The organism is Ruegeria sp. CG8 (assembly GCF_056537165.1).
Genome location: NZ_JBQFRA010000001.1, coordinates 71,391 through 85,812, shown reverse-complemented (window position 1 = coordinate 85,812; position 14,422 = coordinate 71,391). Strand labels below are relative to the sequence as shown.

At 62.9% G+C, this 14,422-nt stretch carries 12 protein-coding genes; 3 read left to right on the top strand and 9 right to left on the bottom strand.

Annotation, left to right across the window (positions count from 1 at the left end; all coding sequences use genetic code 11):
- Positions 1–7: 7 nt before the first annotated feature.
- The 4 genes from ACR0EF_RS00370 to ACR0EF_RS00355 all read right to left on the bottom strand — a co-directional run bounded on the left by ACR0EF_RS00370 (position 8) and on the right by ACR0EF_RS00355 (position 3,311).
- Positions 8–1,336 (bottom strand): TRAP transporter large permease, encoded by a 1,329-nt coding sequence (locus ACR0EF_RS00370; RefSeq protein ID WP_170340241.1) that lies wholly within the window; start codon positions 1,334–1,336, stop codon positions 8–10.
- A gap of 11 nt (positions 1,337–1,347) precedes the next feature.
- Positions 1,348–1,860, bottom strand: coding sequence for a TRAP transporter small permease (locus tag ACR0EF_RS00365; protein WP_170371866.1), 513 nt, complete (start codon positions 1,858–1,860; stop codon positions 1,348–1,350).
- A 98-nt stretch (positions 1,861–1,958) separates the two neighbouring features.
- On the bottom strand, positions 1,959–3,104 hold the full coding sequence (locus tag ACR0EF_RS00360) for a TRAP transporter substrate-binding protein (RefSeq protein WP_170365136.1): 1,146 nt from the start codon (positions 3,102–3,104) through the stop codon (positions 1,959–1,961).
- 24 nt (positions 3,105–3,128) lie between these two features.
- On the bottom strand, positions 3,129–3,311 hold the full coding sequence (locus ACR0EF_RS00355) for a hypothetical protein (protein WP_170365134.1): 183 nt from the start codon (positions 3,309–3,311) through the stop codon (positions 3,129–3,131).
- A gap of 135 nt (positions 3,312–3,446) precedes the next feature.
- Here ACR0EF_RS00355 and ACR0EF_RS00350 point away from each other — a divergent pair, with 135 nt between their 5' ends.
- Complete coding sequence (locus tag ACR0EF_RS00350; protein WP_170371868.1) at positions 3,447–4,472, top strand: LacI family DNA-binding transcriptional regulator; 1,026 nt, start codon at positions 3,447–3,449, stop codon at positions 4,470–4,472.
- A gap of 14 nt (positions 4,473–4,486) precedes the next feature.
- On the opposite strand, the gene ACR0EF_RS00345 is transcribed toward ACR0EF_RS00350, so the two are convergent.
- Together ACR0EF_RS00345 and ACR0EF_RS00340 are read right to left on the bottom strand one after the other, a co-directional pair.
- The gene (locus ACR0EF_RS00345; RefSeq protein ID WP_170339623.1) at positions 4,487–5,458 is read right to left on the bottom strand and encodes a LysR family transcriptional regulator; all 972 of its coding nucleotides are present in this window, start codon (positions 5,456–5,458) and stop codon (positions 4,487–4,489) included.
- A gap of 90 nt (positions 5,459–5,548) precedes the next feature.
- Positions 5,549–7,984 (bottom strand): GcvT family protein, encoded by a 2,436-nt coding sequence (locus ACR0EF_RS00340; protein ID WP_170371870.1) that lies wholly within the window; start codon positions 7,982–7,984, stop codon positions 5,549–5,551.
- A gap of 185 nt (positions 7,985–8,169) precedes the next feature.
- Here ACR0EF_RS00340 and ACR0EF_RS00335 point away from each other — a divergent pair, with 185 nt between their 5' ends.
- Both ACR0EF_RS00335 and ACR0EF_RS00330 read left to right on the top strand, forming a co-directional pair.
- Positions 8,170–9,687, top strand: a complete 1,518-nt coding sequence (locus tag ACR0EF_RS00335; protein WP_170371872.1) for a trimethylamine methyltransferase family protein — start codon at positions 8,170–8,172, stop codon at positions 9,685–9,687.
- Positions 9,688–9,770: 83 nt separating this feature from the next.
- On the top strand, positions 9,771–10,739 hold the full coding sequence (locus ACR0EF_RS00330) for an agmatinase (protein WP_170371874.1): 969 nt from the start codon (positions 9,771–9,773) through the stop codon (positions 10,737–10,739).
- Here ACR0EF_RS00330 and ACR0EF_RS00325 read toward each other — a convergent pair.
- The 3 genes from ACR0EF_RS00325 to ACR0EF_RS00315 form a co-directional block, all read right to left on the bottom strand.
- Positions 10,736–11,716, bottom strand: a complete 981-nt coding sequence (locus ACR0EF_RS00325; protein ID WP_170369887.1) for an arginase family protein — start codon at positions 11,714–11,716, stop codon at positions 10,736–10,738. The genes ACR0EF_RS00330 and ACR0EF_RS00325 overlap by 4 nt on opposite strands.
- A gap of 61 nt (positions 11,717–11,777) precedes the next feature.
- Positions 11,778–13,367: an ABC transporter permease gene (locus ACR0EF_RS00320; RefSeq protein ID WP_093964482.1), complete on the bottom strand. Its 1,590-nt coding sequence runs from the start codon at positions 13,365–13,367 to the stop codon at positions 11,778–11,780.
- Positions 13,360–14,397, bottom strand: a complete 1,038-nt coding sequence (locus ACR0EF_RS00315; protein WP_170339611.1) for a quaternary amine ABC transporter ATP-binding protein — start codon at positions 14,395–14,397, stop codon at positions 13,360–13,362. The genes ACR0EF_RS00320 and ACR0EF_RS00315 overlap by 8 nt, the downstream gene beginning before the upstream one ends.
- Positions 14,398–14,422 lie beyond the last annotated feature (25 nt).

Genomic DNA, 14,422 nt, shown 5'->3' with positions numbered 1-14,422 from the left:
GAAGATCCTATTGGTAGATTTCAGGAAGCAAAGTGGTCGACAGCGCCGGAACGTAGGCGATCAGGATGACGACGATCAGCATGGTCAGCACGAAGGGCACGGCGCGGGCCGCGATCTTGAGGATGGATTCACCCGTGATCCCCGACACCACGAACAGGTTCAGCCCCAGTGGCGGCGTGATGAAGCCAACGCCCAAGGCGGTGATCATCATGATGCAGAACTGGATCTCGTTCATGCCGATATTGTCCGCCAGCGGTTTCAGGATCGGGGCCAGGATGACGATATTCGGTGTCGTCTCCATGACGCAACCAGCCGCGATCAGAATGCCGATCATCAGCAGGATCAGCAGGAACGGATCCTCGGTCAGCGAGGTCACCGAGGCCACGAAGCCCTGCGGCACGCCCATGATCGCCAGCGCCTCGGCCAGCGGGGCCGAGAAGGCGATGATCGGCAGGATCACCCCGTTCACCTTGGCCGAGCTGACCAGCATCGACGGAAAGTCCGCCAGCGTCAGCGTGCGCAGGATGAACCCCATGATGATGGTGACGACAACGGCGGTCGCGCCGGCCTCGGTCGGGGTCAGGCGACCCGAAAAGATGCCATAGAAGATGATGCCCGGCACGATGAAGGCGTACCAGCCCGATTTCAGCGCCTTCCCAAGGTTGGCCAGCCATTCGCCCATGGTCATCATCCCGCCTCCCTCATAGGCGTAGAGACGGTTCATGATGATATTGGTCACCAGGATCGAGATCAGGATCGCCAGCCCCGGGATCAGAGCAGCCAGAAACAGGGTCGAGGCCGAGATGCCCAGCACGAGCCCGATGATGATATAGGCGATCGAGGGCGGGATCAGGATCCCGGTACAGGCCCCCGCCGCCACCAGCGCACAGGCATAGGGGCGCGGATAGCCGCTTTCGACCAGTCGGTTGATCGTCATCCGACCCACCGCCGCCGCCCCCGCCGCGTCAGAGCCTGAGATGGCCGCGAACATGCCGCAGACCAGAACCGTGGCCGAGCCGAACCCGCCTTTTGCGAAACAGGTCAGCGCCTCGGCCACGTCCAGAAACTTGCGCGACAGCCCGGTTCGCACCAGCACGTCACCGGTCAGGATGAACAGCGGCACCGCGGTCAGGGCAAAGGCGTCGATGCCGGTGAACAGGCTTTCGCCCACAAGGCTCAGCGGCAGGTCGCCCGACATGATCAGCATCACGATCGCGGCCGAGCCGATCGCGGCCCAGACCGGAACCGCCAGCGCGATCAGGCCGACGAACAGGATCACGGGCAGGTAGAAATCCCAGCCCAGTTCGACCGTTTGATTGAGAGAACTCCACAGCATCCGGTTTCTCCTCAGTCAAACAGCTTGTCGCCTTCGAAGACGGGCGTGCCGTCACGAAGACTTTTGATATCGTTGATCAACGATTGGATCAGACGCCAGATCATCAGGGCAAAGCCCGTGGGCACCGCCATCAGGAACCAAACCTTCGATACCCGCAGCCCGTCAGTGACCGAGCCGAATTTGGCCGAGACATGCACCGCCTCGTAGGACCAGTAGAGCGCGATGACCGCCACCGCGAACATCACAAGATCACCAAAGATATACAGCACCGCCTTGGGCCGCGGCCCGAGGTAATGCATGATCACGTCGATTCGGATATGGGCGCGTTCCTTGACCGCCGCCGCCGCGCCGATCCAGGCTAGGTAGATGAAGGAATAGCGGACGATCTCCTCGCCCCAGATCGAGGAATAGGCGAAGATCTCGCGCCGCAGCACCTCGATTGCCATCGTGATGACGAGCATCACGTAGAACACCAGAAGCAGCCAGCGTTCGGCATTGCGGTCTATGGTTTTGAGTAAGGACATCGCTTCCCTCGGCAAGGCTGGGGGGATGGGCCTGAAAGCTCAGGCCCTGCAGGTCTGACGAAAAGGCGGGCGCGCGTCCGGCGCCCGCCCGGTTCGCATCAGGCGTCGTGGACGTAGTATTTGCCTTGGGTACCGGCCGCCTCGACCAGCTTTTCGAAGGCATCCATCGACCCGGCCAGCTCGGTCTTGAAGGGGTCCCATTCCGAGCGCTGATAACCGCCGGCCTCCTGCCACTCGGCCAGTTGGTCGTCAGACAGCGAGTGGAACTGAACCCCGGCCTTGTTCAACTCGGCCATGGCATAGGCGCGGGCCGAGGGGACCTTGGCAAGGTTCTGGTGGCTGGTCATCTCCGAGCCCCACATGATGCCCTCTTGCACATCGGCCGGCATCGAGTTGAACCATTCCAGGTTGCAGGAATAGACTTGGCTGTCCGGCACCGCCTGGGTGAAGGTGACGTGAGACAGAATGTCCTTGAAGCCAAACACATAGAGCGCGCCGACCGACGGGTCGAGCGCATCCGCCACGCCCTGCTTGATGGCCGAGGGGGTCTCGCCCCAGGCAACAGGCGTCGGGTTGGCGCCGGCCATGCGGTAGTATTGCTGCAGCATCTTGGACCCGGGCACGCGGAATTTCACACCGCTCATGTCCGAGGGGGTAATGATGGCATTTCCGCCCTGGCGCACGGCCACGACGCGCGGGTCGATCACGACATAGAACAGCGCCTTGAAGCCTGCGGCCTCGACCTTGGGGTGCACTTCGTTCTTCCAGGTGTCGGAATGCACCAGGTTGGTGAACCGTTGGTTCGAGCCGCACAGATACGGCATGTTGATCAGGTCCACGGTCGAAGCGAAGGGTGCGAAGTTCGACAGCGAATGCTGCGCGGCCTGGATGGTTCCACCCTGCACCTTCTGCACCAATGCGCCGCCCGCACCCAGCTGCCCGCCCGGGGCCAGCTTGACATAGACCTTGCCGTTGGTTGCGTTCTGGATGTTTTCCTTCAGGTCCAGCTGCATGATCGGATAGCTGCGCGAGGCGCCCAGCACATAGGCCGTAGCGACCGTCATCACATGCTCGGCAGCTTGTTCGCGTTCCTTTTCCTCCTTCGCGGTCTGCGCCGCGGCCTCGGATGACCACAACACGCCGCTTGCGCCCGCCACCAGTGCGGCCGTGAACGCGCCACTGGCGCTGAGTTTCAGGAAATTGCGGCGTTCAGCTGACGCCAGTTCCATTTGATCTTTGTTCATTGATTGCCCTCCCATTGGAAAAATTCAGCCGCCGTTCTCCTCGCGTTCGGCCTCTTTTTTCAGAATTGCGACAACGAACAGGATCGACGCCGCGAACAGAACCAGCATCTCGCCCACGTCCCCAAGAAACGCGCGGCCTGCGAACGCACCCAGCGCCACGTTCGCGAAATAGACGACGAAGACGATGGCGGATGCGGCAAGAAACATGTTCGGGACTCCGGGTAGAATCGGCACTGATGCCATTTGTAAGCGCTTACATGGAAAATGCAAGCGCTTACATTTCAACTTTCATTGCCAATCCGATCCGGTTAGAATTGCGAAGAGCAAAGATTAGGTTTGGAAATGTCGAAGCTGAAGCCCGCCCCGACACTGGATGACGTTGCCAGAAAGGCGGGCGTTTCCACGGCTACGGTCTCGCGTTGCCTCAACACGCCGGATCGAGTTGTCGAAGCGACCCGCAAACGCGTGCAGTCGGCGATCAAGGCCTTGGGCTATACACCGAATTTCGCGGCTCGGGTCATGGCGGCCAAGCGCACGTTTACCATCGGCGCGATCATCCCGACGATGGAGAACGCCATCTTTGCCCGCGGCTTGCAGGCCTTTCAGGAAGAGCTGCACCAACATGGCTATACGCTGCTGGTATCCAGTTCGGCCTACAAACCGGCAACCGAAGAAGAGCAGATCCGTACTCTGGTCGCCCGCGGCGCCGATGGCCTGCTGCTGATCGGACACGACCGGGCGTCGCGCATCTACGAATTTCTTGAACACCGTGAAATTCCGGCGCTGGTCGCGTGGTCATTTTCCCCGGACGGGCGCCTGCCCTCCATCGGCTTCGACAACCGTGCGGCCATGTACGAGCTGGCGAAAAGGGTCATCGACCTCGGGCACAGACGGCTTGCGGTGATATCGGGCATCACCCACGGCAACGACCGCGCACGCCTTCGATTGGACGGGGTGCGCGACGCTGTTCGGCAGCAAGGGCTTGACCCGCAGGTGCTTCAGGTCATCGAGACCCCGTACGAGATCGAAAACGGCGCTGAAGCCTTCGCGCGTCTCATGCCGCAGGACACGCCGCCGACGGCCGTCATGTGCGGTAACGATGTGTTGGCCGCCGGCGCTTTGCTCAGGGCTCAGGACATGGGGTTGAAAGTGCCGCAGGATGTCTCGATCACCGGGTTCGATGACATCGAACTGGCCCGGATCCTGCGCCCGGCGCTGACGACCGTGCACGTGCCGCATCGGGAAATGGGTAGAAAAGCCGCCAAGGCATTGATCGAAATGGTAGAAAAAAGGGCCCCGGCGGCCGGTGAACACTTGTTCACGCATATCGTCGAACGACAGTCCTTGGGTCCTGCCAACTCGGGGTGATCCGCGTGCCGGGGTCAGGCGGCCTGATCTTCCATCGTCCGGAAATCACCCTTCAGCCACAAATGCCGCTTGCACATCGGTTCGGTAAAATACTGCCGGATCAAGCTGCTGAGGGCCTTGTGGATCAGTTTAGAAGTGGTGTCCGGATAGACCTCGGTCGTGAACAGAGAAACGATCCTGACAAAGTTCCGACCCGGAAAAGGCGTTGCCCGAACCGAGTCATGATAGCGATGCGCCCGATGGAAACACCCGGCCGTGGTGATCGCCCATCCGCTACCTTCGGCCACCAACCCCATGATCGACTGGTTGCATTCCAGCTCGAACCGGTTGGGCAGGTTGTACTTGTTGCGCGTGAGCTGGATCTCGATCTGTTTGCCGATCGTGTAGTCTCGCGAATACCGCAGCAGCGGCAGGTCGGAATGGGGTGAGAACAGATCCTGCACCTCGCCTTTGAACTTTTCGGGCACGATCACGATGAACGGATCTCGCATCAAAGGATATTCGATCAGGCCCTGTGTGCCGCCCGGCGGTCGGGTCGCCACGCCCGCGTCCAGCTTGTGCTCCTGCAATTTCTCGATGATCTCGTGGCTGGGCCGCGTGAAATGCCGGAAATTGCAGCGCGGCAGCGCATGGGCCAGGAACCGGATCAGTTCGGGCGCGATCTGGTTGTCGAAATCGTCCACCAGGGCCAGCCGCAGATCGGTGGCATGGCGCCAGTTGCCAGACCGGATCTCGGCCTCGCCCCGCTTCAACACGGTCAGGCCATCCCGTACATAACGCGAAAATACTTCGCCAGCCGGTGTCAGGCTCATCGGACGACGGCCGTGATCCACCAATGCGATGCCAAGGGCGTCTTCCAGACTGCGAAGATGGTTGGACACGGTGCTGATCGACAAACCCGTTTCCGAGGCCACCTGTTGAATCGAACCGGACTTGGCGATCAGGCGAAATACTTCCAACCAGCGCAAGCTCAGTGTTTTGGACACGGGGCAAAACCCTCCCGCAATTTCGATTTCATCGAAACTAGCGAAACAGAGTTTTGGCTTTCGGGCAATGGTGAATGTTGGTCACCCCAATTAGCTGCGCATGTGGATGAAGTCGGGATCGTAGGGGCAGGCAGGAATCACCCGCGCCGGAACCCTGTCACCGCACAGGTCCAGCATCATCTCGCTGCCCTCGGGCGACTGGTGTGGCTCGACAAAGGCATGCGCAAGGTTCAGCCCGGTACGATGCCCCCAGTCGCCCGAGGTCACCGTTCCCACCACCCGATCCCCTGCCATCAGCGACGCACCGGGATGCGCGGGCGCGTGCGCGGCTTGCACCTGCAGGGCAACCAACTTGCGCGACGGCCCTTTGGCCTGCCGTTCGATCAGCGCCGCGCGCCCGATGAACTCCCGTTTGTCCAGCCGAACAAAGCGGCCCAACCCGGTTTCGAACGGGTCGAACTCGGTGATCAGGTCGGCCTTCCAATGCAGGAAGGTCTTCTCCATCCGCATCGACTCGACTGCCCGCGCGCCGAACAGTTGCAGGCCAAAGGCCTGTCCGGCCTGCCGCAGCGCAAGATAGGCCGCATGGAGCGAGGCGTTGGGCACATGGATCTCATAGGCCAACTCGCCCGAGAAACTGACGCCCACCACGGTAGCGGGCGCGATCCCGACAAAGCACTCGCGTACGCTGAGCCATGGGAAGGCGTCCCGCGACCAATCCCCGCGCGAGCAGGCCGACAGCACGTCACGCGCCCGTGGCCCGGCCAGAACCAGGATGGTCTGGTCGTTGGTCAGGCTACGCAACTGCACGTCCTCGTCGGGGGCGATGTGCCGGGACAGCCAATCCATGTCATGCAGTTCGGCCGCTGCGGCCGAGCCGTACCAAACCCGATCCGGCCCCCGGTCACTGGCGGGCAGATTGGCAATGGTCGCCTCGGCCTTGACCATGCCCTTGTGATTCAGAAGATAGGCCAACCCCACCCGACCCGGGCGACGGGGCAGCGCGCCGCAGACCATCCTGTCGAGGAACCCATGCCGGTCGGTACCGGTGATCTCGATCCGGTTGAACCCGTTCACCTCGGCCAGCCCGGCATTCTGCTGCACATTGGCAACCTCGGCGGCGATCACGTCGAATGTTTCGTCAAAATCGAAACTGAGTGTCGGCGTGAAATCGGGCGCGGGCTTGATGTACTCGACCCGCTCCCAGCCATTCACCACGGTAAATTCCGCGCCCTCGGCGGCCAAAACCGGGGTCAGCGGCGTTGTCTTGGCGGGCCGCCCGGCGGGGCGGTGTTCGTGCGGAAAGTGAAAGCGGAACTCATTCTGGTAATCCTCGATCGCCTTCAGCGCGGTCAGCTCGACATTGGCATGCCCGGCGAACCGGCGCGGGTCGAGGCACCAGGTGTCATAGCAGGCCTCGCCATGCACGATCTGCTGGGCCAGAAGCCAGCCGTGGCCGCCCCCCTCACCCAGCCCGGCCCGCAGGCCGATGATGCAGAATGCGTTGCGCTTGCCGGGGATCGGCCCGACCAGGGGTGCACCATCGATCGTGTAGGTGATAGGGCCGTTGACGACCGTGTGGATCCCGGCCTCCATCAGGGCGGGCATGCGGGCAAACGCGCCTTCCAGCACATCGGTCACCCGGTCCAGATCGTCCGGGCACAGCGCGTTGACGAAGTTCGGATCGATCCCGTCCATGCCCCAGGTCTTGCAGTCCTGTTCGTAGAAGCCCAACAGCAGCCCGTTCTTTTCCTGCCGGCAATAATAGTCGCTGATCGGGCAGCGCAGCAGCGGCATGCGGTGGCCGGCATCGCGGATCGCGGGGATTTCCTCGGTCAGGAAATACTGGTGCTCCATCGAGGCCACGGGATGGTGTACGCCCATCATCGCGCCCACCTCGTTCACGCGGTACCCGCAGGCATTCACCACGATGTCGCAGTCGATGTCGCCGTGCTCGGTATGAACGGTCCAGGTGTCATCCTTGTGCTGGGTCAGGGCCGTGACCGGCGTGTTGCGATAGACCTCGGCCCCGGCCTTGCGCGCCCGCCGCGCCAGCGCTTGGCACAGCTGCGCCGGGTCGATATCCCCGTCCAGCGGATCCCACAGCCCGCCCAACAGATTGTCGATGGAAATCAGCGGGTGGCGACGGGCGCATTCCTGTGCGTCGATCACCTCGAAATGCACGTCCATCCCCCGCGCCATCGACGCGAAATGGCGATAGCCCTGCATCTGCGCTTCGGTATTGGCCAACCGGATGCCACCGTCGCCATGATGGTAGTTGATCGGATAGTCCGGGTCCTCGGCCAGTTCCTTGTACAGGCGGATCGAATGCGACTTGAGCCCCACCATCGTCTGGTTCATTCCGAAATTCGTCACCTGCGCGGCCGAATGCCATGTGGTGCCGGATGTCAGCTCGTTTCGCTCCACCAGAACCACGTCGCTCCAGCCTTCCTGCGTCAGGTGATACAGGGTTGAACAGCCAGCGATTCCGCCGCCGATCACCACGACCTTGGTGCGCGATTTCATGGGTGTGCTCCTTCTGACATTCCCCGAACCCTGCCGAACGACGCAGCGGGCGGGCAATGGCGCAGTGGCCGGTCCCGAAAAATCGAAACGGGGATTGAGATTTCTCAAAACGGCATTTCCGCTTTGGCCGCACCCCGCGTTGCCGCATACCCTGCAGGGCAGGATCGGATCAGGAGCCTTCGGAGATGCCAGAACAGGGCAAACGCGGCGGGCGGCGGGCCAGGCTGGCGCAACGGGCGGCCAAACCGGCATTTGACCCCTGCCCGCCCGGCCAGATCGGCGGGCAGTACAAACCCCTGACCTTGCCCGAGATCGCGGCAATCCACGACACCGCCGTGCGCCTACTGGAAACGCTGGGCATGGGTGAAGTGCCCGACCGCTTGGCACAGGACCTGATCGCCGCTGGCGCGCGGCCCGGCCCGCCGGGACGGCTGGTCTTTCCACGAGCGATGGTCGAAGGCGCGGTCCGGCGGGCCGCCAAGCGGTTTACCCTGCACGGGCGCGACCCGGCCCGGTCGATCGGGGTGGGCGGCGACCGCGTGCATTTCGGCACCGGCGGAGCAGCGGTCCAGACGCTGGACCTGGACAGCGGGCTCTATCGCCCGTCGACGCTGGCCGATCTGCATGATTTCACCCGCCTTCAGGACACGCTGGCCAATGTCAGCTGGTTCACCCGATGCTGCGTCGCCACCGACGTGCCGGACAATTTCGATCTGGACGTGAATACCGCCTATGCGCTGATCCGGAATACCACCAAACCGGTGGCGACCTCGTTCACGCTGGCTGAACATGTCGCGCCCATCGTGCGGATGCTGGATATCGCCGCCGGAGGCCAGGGCGCCTTTGCGGAACGCCCGTTTCTGAAGGCGCATATCAGTCCGGTGATCTCGCCCTTGCGGTACGGCGAAGATGCGGTGGACGTGGTCTATGAATGCATCGCGCACAACATCCCCATGTCCTGCATCACCGCAGCCCAAGCCGGGGCGACCGCGCCCGCAACCATGGCCGGGTTTCTGGCCCAGTCGCTGGCCGAAACCCTGGCCAGCCTGGTCATGGTCAACGCGATCCGGCCGGGCTTTCCCATGGTGTTTTCCAACTGGCCCTTCATCATCGATCTGCGCACCGGCGCGTTTTCGGGCGGCAGTGGCGAAACCGCCGTGCTGAACGCGGCCTCGGCCCAGATCACCAACTGGTTGGGGCTGCCCTCGGGCGTGGCCTGTTCGATGACCGATGCCAAGGCCATCGACGCGCAATACGGCGCCGAAAAGGGCATCACCTCGCTGGCCGCCGCGCTGGCCGGGGGCAACCTGATCTACGAAAGCTCGGGCATGACGGCCTCGCTGCTGGGGGTCAGTTTCGAGGGGTTCGTTCTGGATGACGAGATGCATTCGCACACCTATCGCGCCCTGCGCGGGATCGAGGTGACCGAAGAAAACCTGGGCTTTGACGCGATCTGCCAGTCGGTTCTGGGCGAGGGCCATTTCTTGGGCAGCGCCCACACCCATGCAGCGATGGAGCGCGACTATTTCTACCCCGCCCTTGCCGACCGGGCCGAGCCGCGCAGCTGGCAGGACAGCGGCGCCCGCGATGCCTGGTCAACCGCCCGCGACCGCGCGCGTAAAATCCTGCGCACGCATCACCCGCAATACCTCAGCCCCGAACAAGAGGCCGAGATCCGCGCCAATTTCCGGATTCTGTCCTGATCCGACGCCGTTGTGTCGCGGACCGGGTGTTTTTGGCGCGGGCTTGGCGCTAGGCTCGGGCAAACGAAGACACAGGGGGCCTCATGGCAAATGCGTTCTTTCAACCCGTCTCGGCGATGGAGCTGGCCCGCTTTGCCGGTGTCCCCACCTTCATGCGTCTGCCGGCCCTGACCTCGGACGACGACCGGATGGATCTGGTCGAGCTTGGGCTGGTCGGCATCCCCTGGGACGGGGGCACCACCAACCGGCCCGGCGCGCGGCACGGGCCGCGGCAGTTGCGCGACCAATCCACCATGATCCGCGCCATGAACCCGGTGACTGGGGTTGCCCCGTTCGAGCTGGTCAACTGTGCCGACCTGGGTGACGTGCCGCCCAACCCGGTGGATATCGAGGATACGCTGGACCGCGTCACCCGCTTCTACACCGACCTGATGCTGCGCGGCATCGTGCCCCTAACGGCCGGCGGCGATCACCTGACCACCCTGCCCGTCCTGCGGGCGCTGGCCAGCGACGGCCCGCTGGGGCTGATCCAGTTCGACAGCCATACCGACCTGTTCGACAGCTATTTCGGCGGGCACAAATATACCCATGGCACCCCGTTCCGCCGCGCGGTCGAAGAGGGTCTGGTCGATCCCGAACGCTTCGTGCAGGTCGGAATTCGCGGCACCGCCTACAACACCGAAGATATCGAATGGGGCGAGGCGCAGGGCATCCGCATCATTCGCATCGAAGAGCTGTTCGACCGCGGCATCGCCGATGTCATGACCGAGGTCCGCTCCATCGTCGGCGACGCGCCCTGCTATTGCACCTATGACATCGATTTCGTGGACCCCACCCATGCCCCCGGCACCGGCACGCCCGAGATCGGCGGCCCCAACAGCTTTCAGGCCCAGCAGGTCATCCGCAAGCTGGAAGGGTTGAACCTTGTCGGCGCGGATCTGGTCGAGGTCTCGCCGCCCTTCGATCCATCGGGCGGCACCGCATGGCTGGGCATTTCGCTGATGTTCGAACTGCTCTGCGTGCTGGCCCAGGCGATCGACGCGCGGCGCTAGGCCCGCGCGACGTTCTCGGCGATCATCGCGATCATCTCGAACATGACCGCCGCCGCCGTCAGCGCGGTGATATTGTTGGGGCTGTCCTTGGTCGGCATCATGCAGACCACATCGCCGCCGACGATGTTCAGCCCCCGCGCGGCATGCAGGATGCCCACGGCCTCGTCGATGTCAAAACCCTTTTCGCCGGGTTCCAGGTTCGACACGCCCGGCGCGATGGTCGGATCAAGACAGTCGAGGTCGAAAGTGATGTAGACCGGCCGGTCGCCCAGAACCTCGCGCGTTTGGGCCACCACATCGGCCAAGCCACGCTGGCGAAACTCGCGCATGGTGACGATGTTGTAGCCATAGTCATATGAAGGCTGCAGCCAGTCCAGGCTGCGCGGATGCCCCCGCAACCCGATCTGCATCGACCGGGTCGGGTCCACCTGCCCCTGATCGGCCAGGTAAGCTCCCCAATGCGCGGCCGACTTCTTGGCCCCCAGGAAATGATCAACCTTGGTGAACACATCCGTATGCGCGTCCAGATGCAGAAAGCTGACCGGTTGCCCGCCCGCCAGTTCGCCTCGGCCCAACGCCTGCACGATCCCGCCCGTGATCGAGTGATCGCCGCCTACCGAAACGGGCCGCGCACCGGCCGCGTCTATGTCACGGTAGAAGGCGGTGATACGCTCGATGCAGTCTTCGTTGTCGTTGGCGCGCGGGAACGGCACGTCGCCCACATCGGCGATGCGCGCGCTCGACCACGGATCGATCTGGAACAGCGAATGCACCCGGCGCTGCACGGCCGAGACATGACGCAGCGCACGCGGGCCCAGATGCTGGTCGCGTTCGGTGGTGCCGTTGCCGGCGGAATGCGGCACGCCCACAAGGGCGATATTCTGGTCCTGCGGCCCCACATGGGGGCACCGGAACAGGGTTGGCACGCCCCACCAGTAAAGGTTGTCCATCATGGATTGTTCGTAGCGGTCCGCCATCATATCTCCCCGCCCTGAAATGAAACCGCCCCCACGGGTGATCCGGGGGGCGGCTGCCGTGTCAGATCTTTTCGTCTTCGCGTCGGAAGGCGCCCTGAACGATGCGGTCCATGACCATGGCCAGGAACAGGATCGCAAAACCGCCCAGCAGGCCCGGCCCCTTGGCCGCGTATTGCAGCGCCTCAAGGATTTCCTTGCCCAGGCCCCCGCCGCCGATCAGCGAGATGATCACGACCATCGACAGGCACATCAGGATGGTCTGGTTCACGCCGGTCATGATCGACGGCAGCGCCAGCGGGATTTCCACGTCCTTCAGCAACTGCCATTTCGAGGCACCAAAGGCCACGGCGGCCTCTTTGATGCTTTCAGGCACCCCGCGCATGCCCAGCGCCGTCAGGCGGATCACCGGCGGCATGCCGAAGATGATCGTGGCCAGGATGCCCGGCGGGTTGCCGGTGCCAAAGAAGGCGATGATCGGGATCAGATACACGAAGGCCGGCAGAGTCTGCATCAGGTCCAACACCGGCTCGGCCGCGCGATAGGCGCGTTTGGACTTGCCGAACCAGATGCCCAGCGGAATGCCGAAGGTGACGCACAGCAGCACGGCCGCGCCCACCAGTGCCACCGTCTCCATTGCCACGTCCCAGTATCCCAGCAACGCGATATAGGCCAGCGACGCGGCGGTGAAGATCGCCACGCGCGGACCCGCCGCGCGCCACGCGGTCACGCAGATCACCAGCATGACCACCGGCCAAGGCGACCCGATCAGGGCCACGGTCAGCCCGTCCAGAACCGAGCGTACACCGGCAACGATCCCGTCGAAAATGTCTCCGCCCGCGGCGGCTGCGGCGTCGATCCGGGCCTCCATCCAGCTGGCCACGACCGAGAACAGTGTTCCCTGATCAGGCCCGAGTATCATCTCGGATACTTGTTTTTCGGGGAAGGCATCCAGCAGTGGAAGCGAGGCATTCACCGTGAATTTGTAAACGATCAGCGGTCCGATCGCAGCGATCAGAACCGCACCCAGAACCGTGTTCCGCGTGGAGCGGCCGCTTTCGGTGTTGTCGGGGTTGATCCGCCAGTTCGAGTACTGTTTTTCGTACACCCGGTCAGCGTAGAACCCCTGAACCAGCTTGAAAACCAACAGCATCAGAAGCCCGGTGACCATGATCCCCAGGGCTTCGGACTGTGCCAGCTGCGCTTTCTCAAGGCTGCTGTCCGCCGCTTTCTGGATATTTGCGGCCAGTTTGTTGAACCGGTCGATATCTGCCTTTTCGGTTGCATCCGCCGCGCGAGCCAGCAGCTCGTTTGCGCGTTCCTGCTGACGGGCCGCGCGTTCGGCCAGATCGGCCCCTGGGTTGCCCCAGGCACCGCGCCCGATCTGCACCCAGGCGATGATCTCAAGGATCAGAAAGGTCCAGAACATCCCCCAGATCGCCCGCGAGGCGGACCAGAACGGCCCCAGCACCGCCGCCCACAGGTTGAACGTGTTCGGGATCGGACTGGTCGCATCGTGGATCTTGTGAAAGGCGTTGACGTAGTAGTCACCATTGGGGCCTGCGAATTCGTGGATCGACCGATCCAGCGCCTCGCGGTCCACCTCGATGTCGGAGGCGGCCGTGACTTTCAATTCCGTGGTTGCATCAGTCATTTTTGCCCCCCTGAATTCCGCGCAACAGGCGTGGTTTGGTCACGACGCCGACATCCTGACCGCCATCGGTGATCACCACCGGAAGCTCGGTGTTCACGGCCAGGTCGATCAGCTGGTCGAGGTCTGCGCCCTCATCGGCACGCGGCGCGCCATCCAGCGGGCCGGAATAACTGTCCAGCGGCTCCATGATCGAATGCGCCTTGACCAGTTTGAGTTTGGATATGCCCTGCACGAACTCGCGCACGTAGTCGTCGGCCGGGTTCATCACGATGTCCTCGGGCGTGCCGATCTGGACGATCACACCGTCCTTCATGATGGCGATGCGGTGGCCGATGCGAATGGCCTCGTCCAGGTCATGTGTGATGAACAGCGTGGTTTTTTTCAGCTGCGCAACCAGCGCCTTGAACTGATCCTGCAATTGCAGCCGGATCAGCGGGTCCAGTGCCGAGAATGGTTCATCCATCAACAGGATTTCCGGGTCCGAGGCCAGCGCGCGCGCAATGCCCACGCGCTGCTGCATCCCGCCGGACAGTTCCTTGGGCAGCCGGTCCTCGTAGCCGGTCAGGTCCACCAGTCCCAGCGCGTGATCGGACACCGCCCAGCGCTTGGATTTCGAGACTTTGCGGATCTCAAGCGGATAGGCCACGTTGTCGCGCACCGAGCGGTGCGGCATCAGCGCCATGTGCTGGAACACCATCCCGATCTGCTGGGCGCGAATGCGACGCAGCTCGGACTCGGAGATCTTGGACACGTCCTGCCCCATGATCTCGATCTTTCCGGCCGTGGGCTCGATCAGGCGATTGACATGGCGCACAAGGGTCGACTTGCCTGAACCCGACAGGCCCATGATGCAAAAAATCTCGCCGCGCGGCACTTCGAACGTGGCGCCTTGAACGCCGACCACGCAATTGAATCTTTCAAGAACTTCAGGTTTTCCAATACCTTCATTCCGGACCGCAGCCATGGCTTCTTCGGCCCGTGCGCCGAAAATTTTCCAGACATTTTCTAGTTTTACGACAGGTTCGTCCATTTGCCCCTCATCTACGGGGTTGCAT

Coding starts and splice junctions, on each gene's coding strand:
- ACR0EF_RS00370 (WP_170340241.1), bottom strand. CDS start 1,336: ATGCTGTGGAGTTCTCTCAATCAAACGGTCGAACTGGGCTGGGATTTC.
- ACR0EF_RS00365 (WP_170371866.1), bottom strand. CDS start 1,860: ATGTCCTTACTCAAAACCATAGACCGCAATGCCGAACGCTGGCTGCTT.
- ACR0EF_RS00360 (WP_170365136.1), bottom strand. CDS start 3,104: ATGAACAAAGATCAAATGGAACTGGCGTCAGCTGAACGCCGCAATTTC.
- ACR0EF_RS00355 (WP_170365134.1), bottom strand. CDS start 3,311: ATGTTTCTTGCCGCATCCGCCATCGTCTTCGTCGTCTATTTCGCGAAC.
- ACR0EF_RS00350 (WP_170371868.1), top strand. CDS start 3,447: ATGTCGAAGCTGAAGCCCGCCCCGACACTGGATGACGTTGCCAGAAAG.
- ACR0EF_RS00340 (WP_170371870.1), bottom strand. CDS start 7,984: ATGAAATCGCGCACCAAGGTCGTGGTGATCGGCGGCGGAATCGCTGGC.
- ACR0EF_RS00335 (WP_170371872.1), top strand. CDS start 8,170: ATGCCAGAACAGGGCAAACGCGGCGGGCGGCGGGCCAGGCTGGCGCAA.
- ACR0EF_RS00330 (WP_170371874.1), top strand. CDS start 9,771: ATGGCAAATGCGTTCTTTCAACCCGTCTCGGCGATGGAGCTGGCCCGC.
- ACR0EF_RS00325 (WP_170369887.1), bottom strand. CDS start 11,716: ATGGCGGACCGCTACGAACAATCCATGATGGACAACCTTTACTGGTGG.
- ACR0EF_RS00320 (WP_093964482.1), bottom strand. CDS start 13,367: ATGACTGATGCAACCACGGAATTGAAAGTCACGGCCGCCTCCGACATC.
- ACR0EF_RS00315 (WP_170339611.1), bottom strand. CDS start 14,397: ATGGACGAACCTGTCGTAAAACTAGAAAATGTCTGGAAAATTTTCGGC.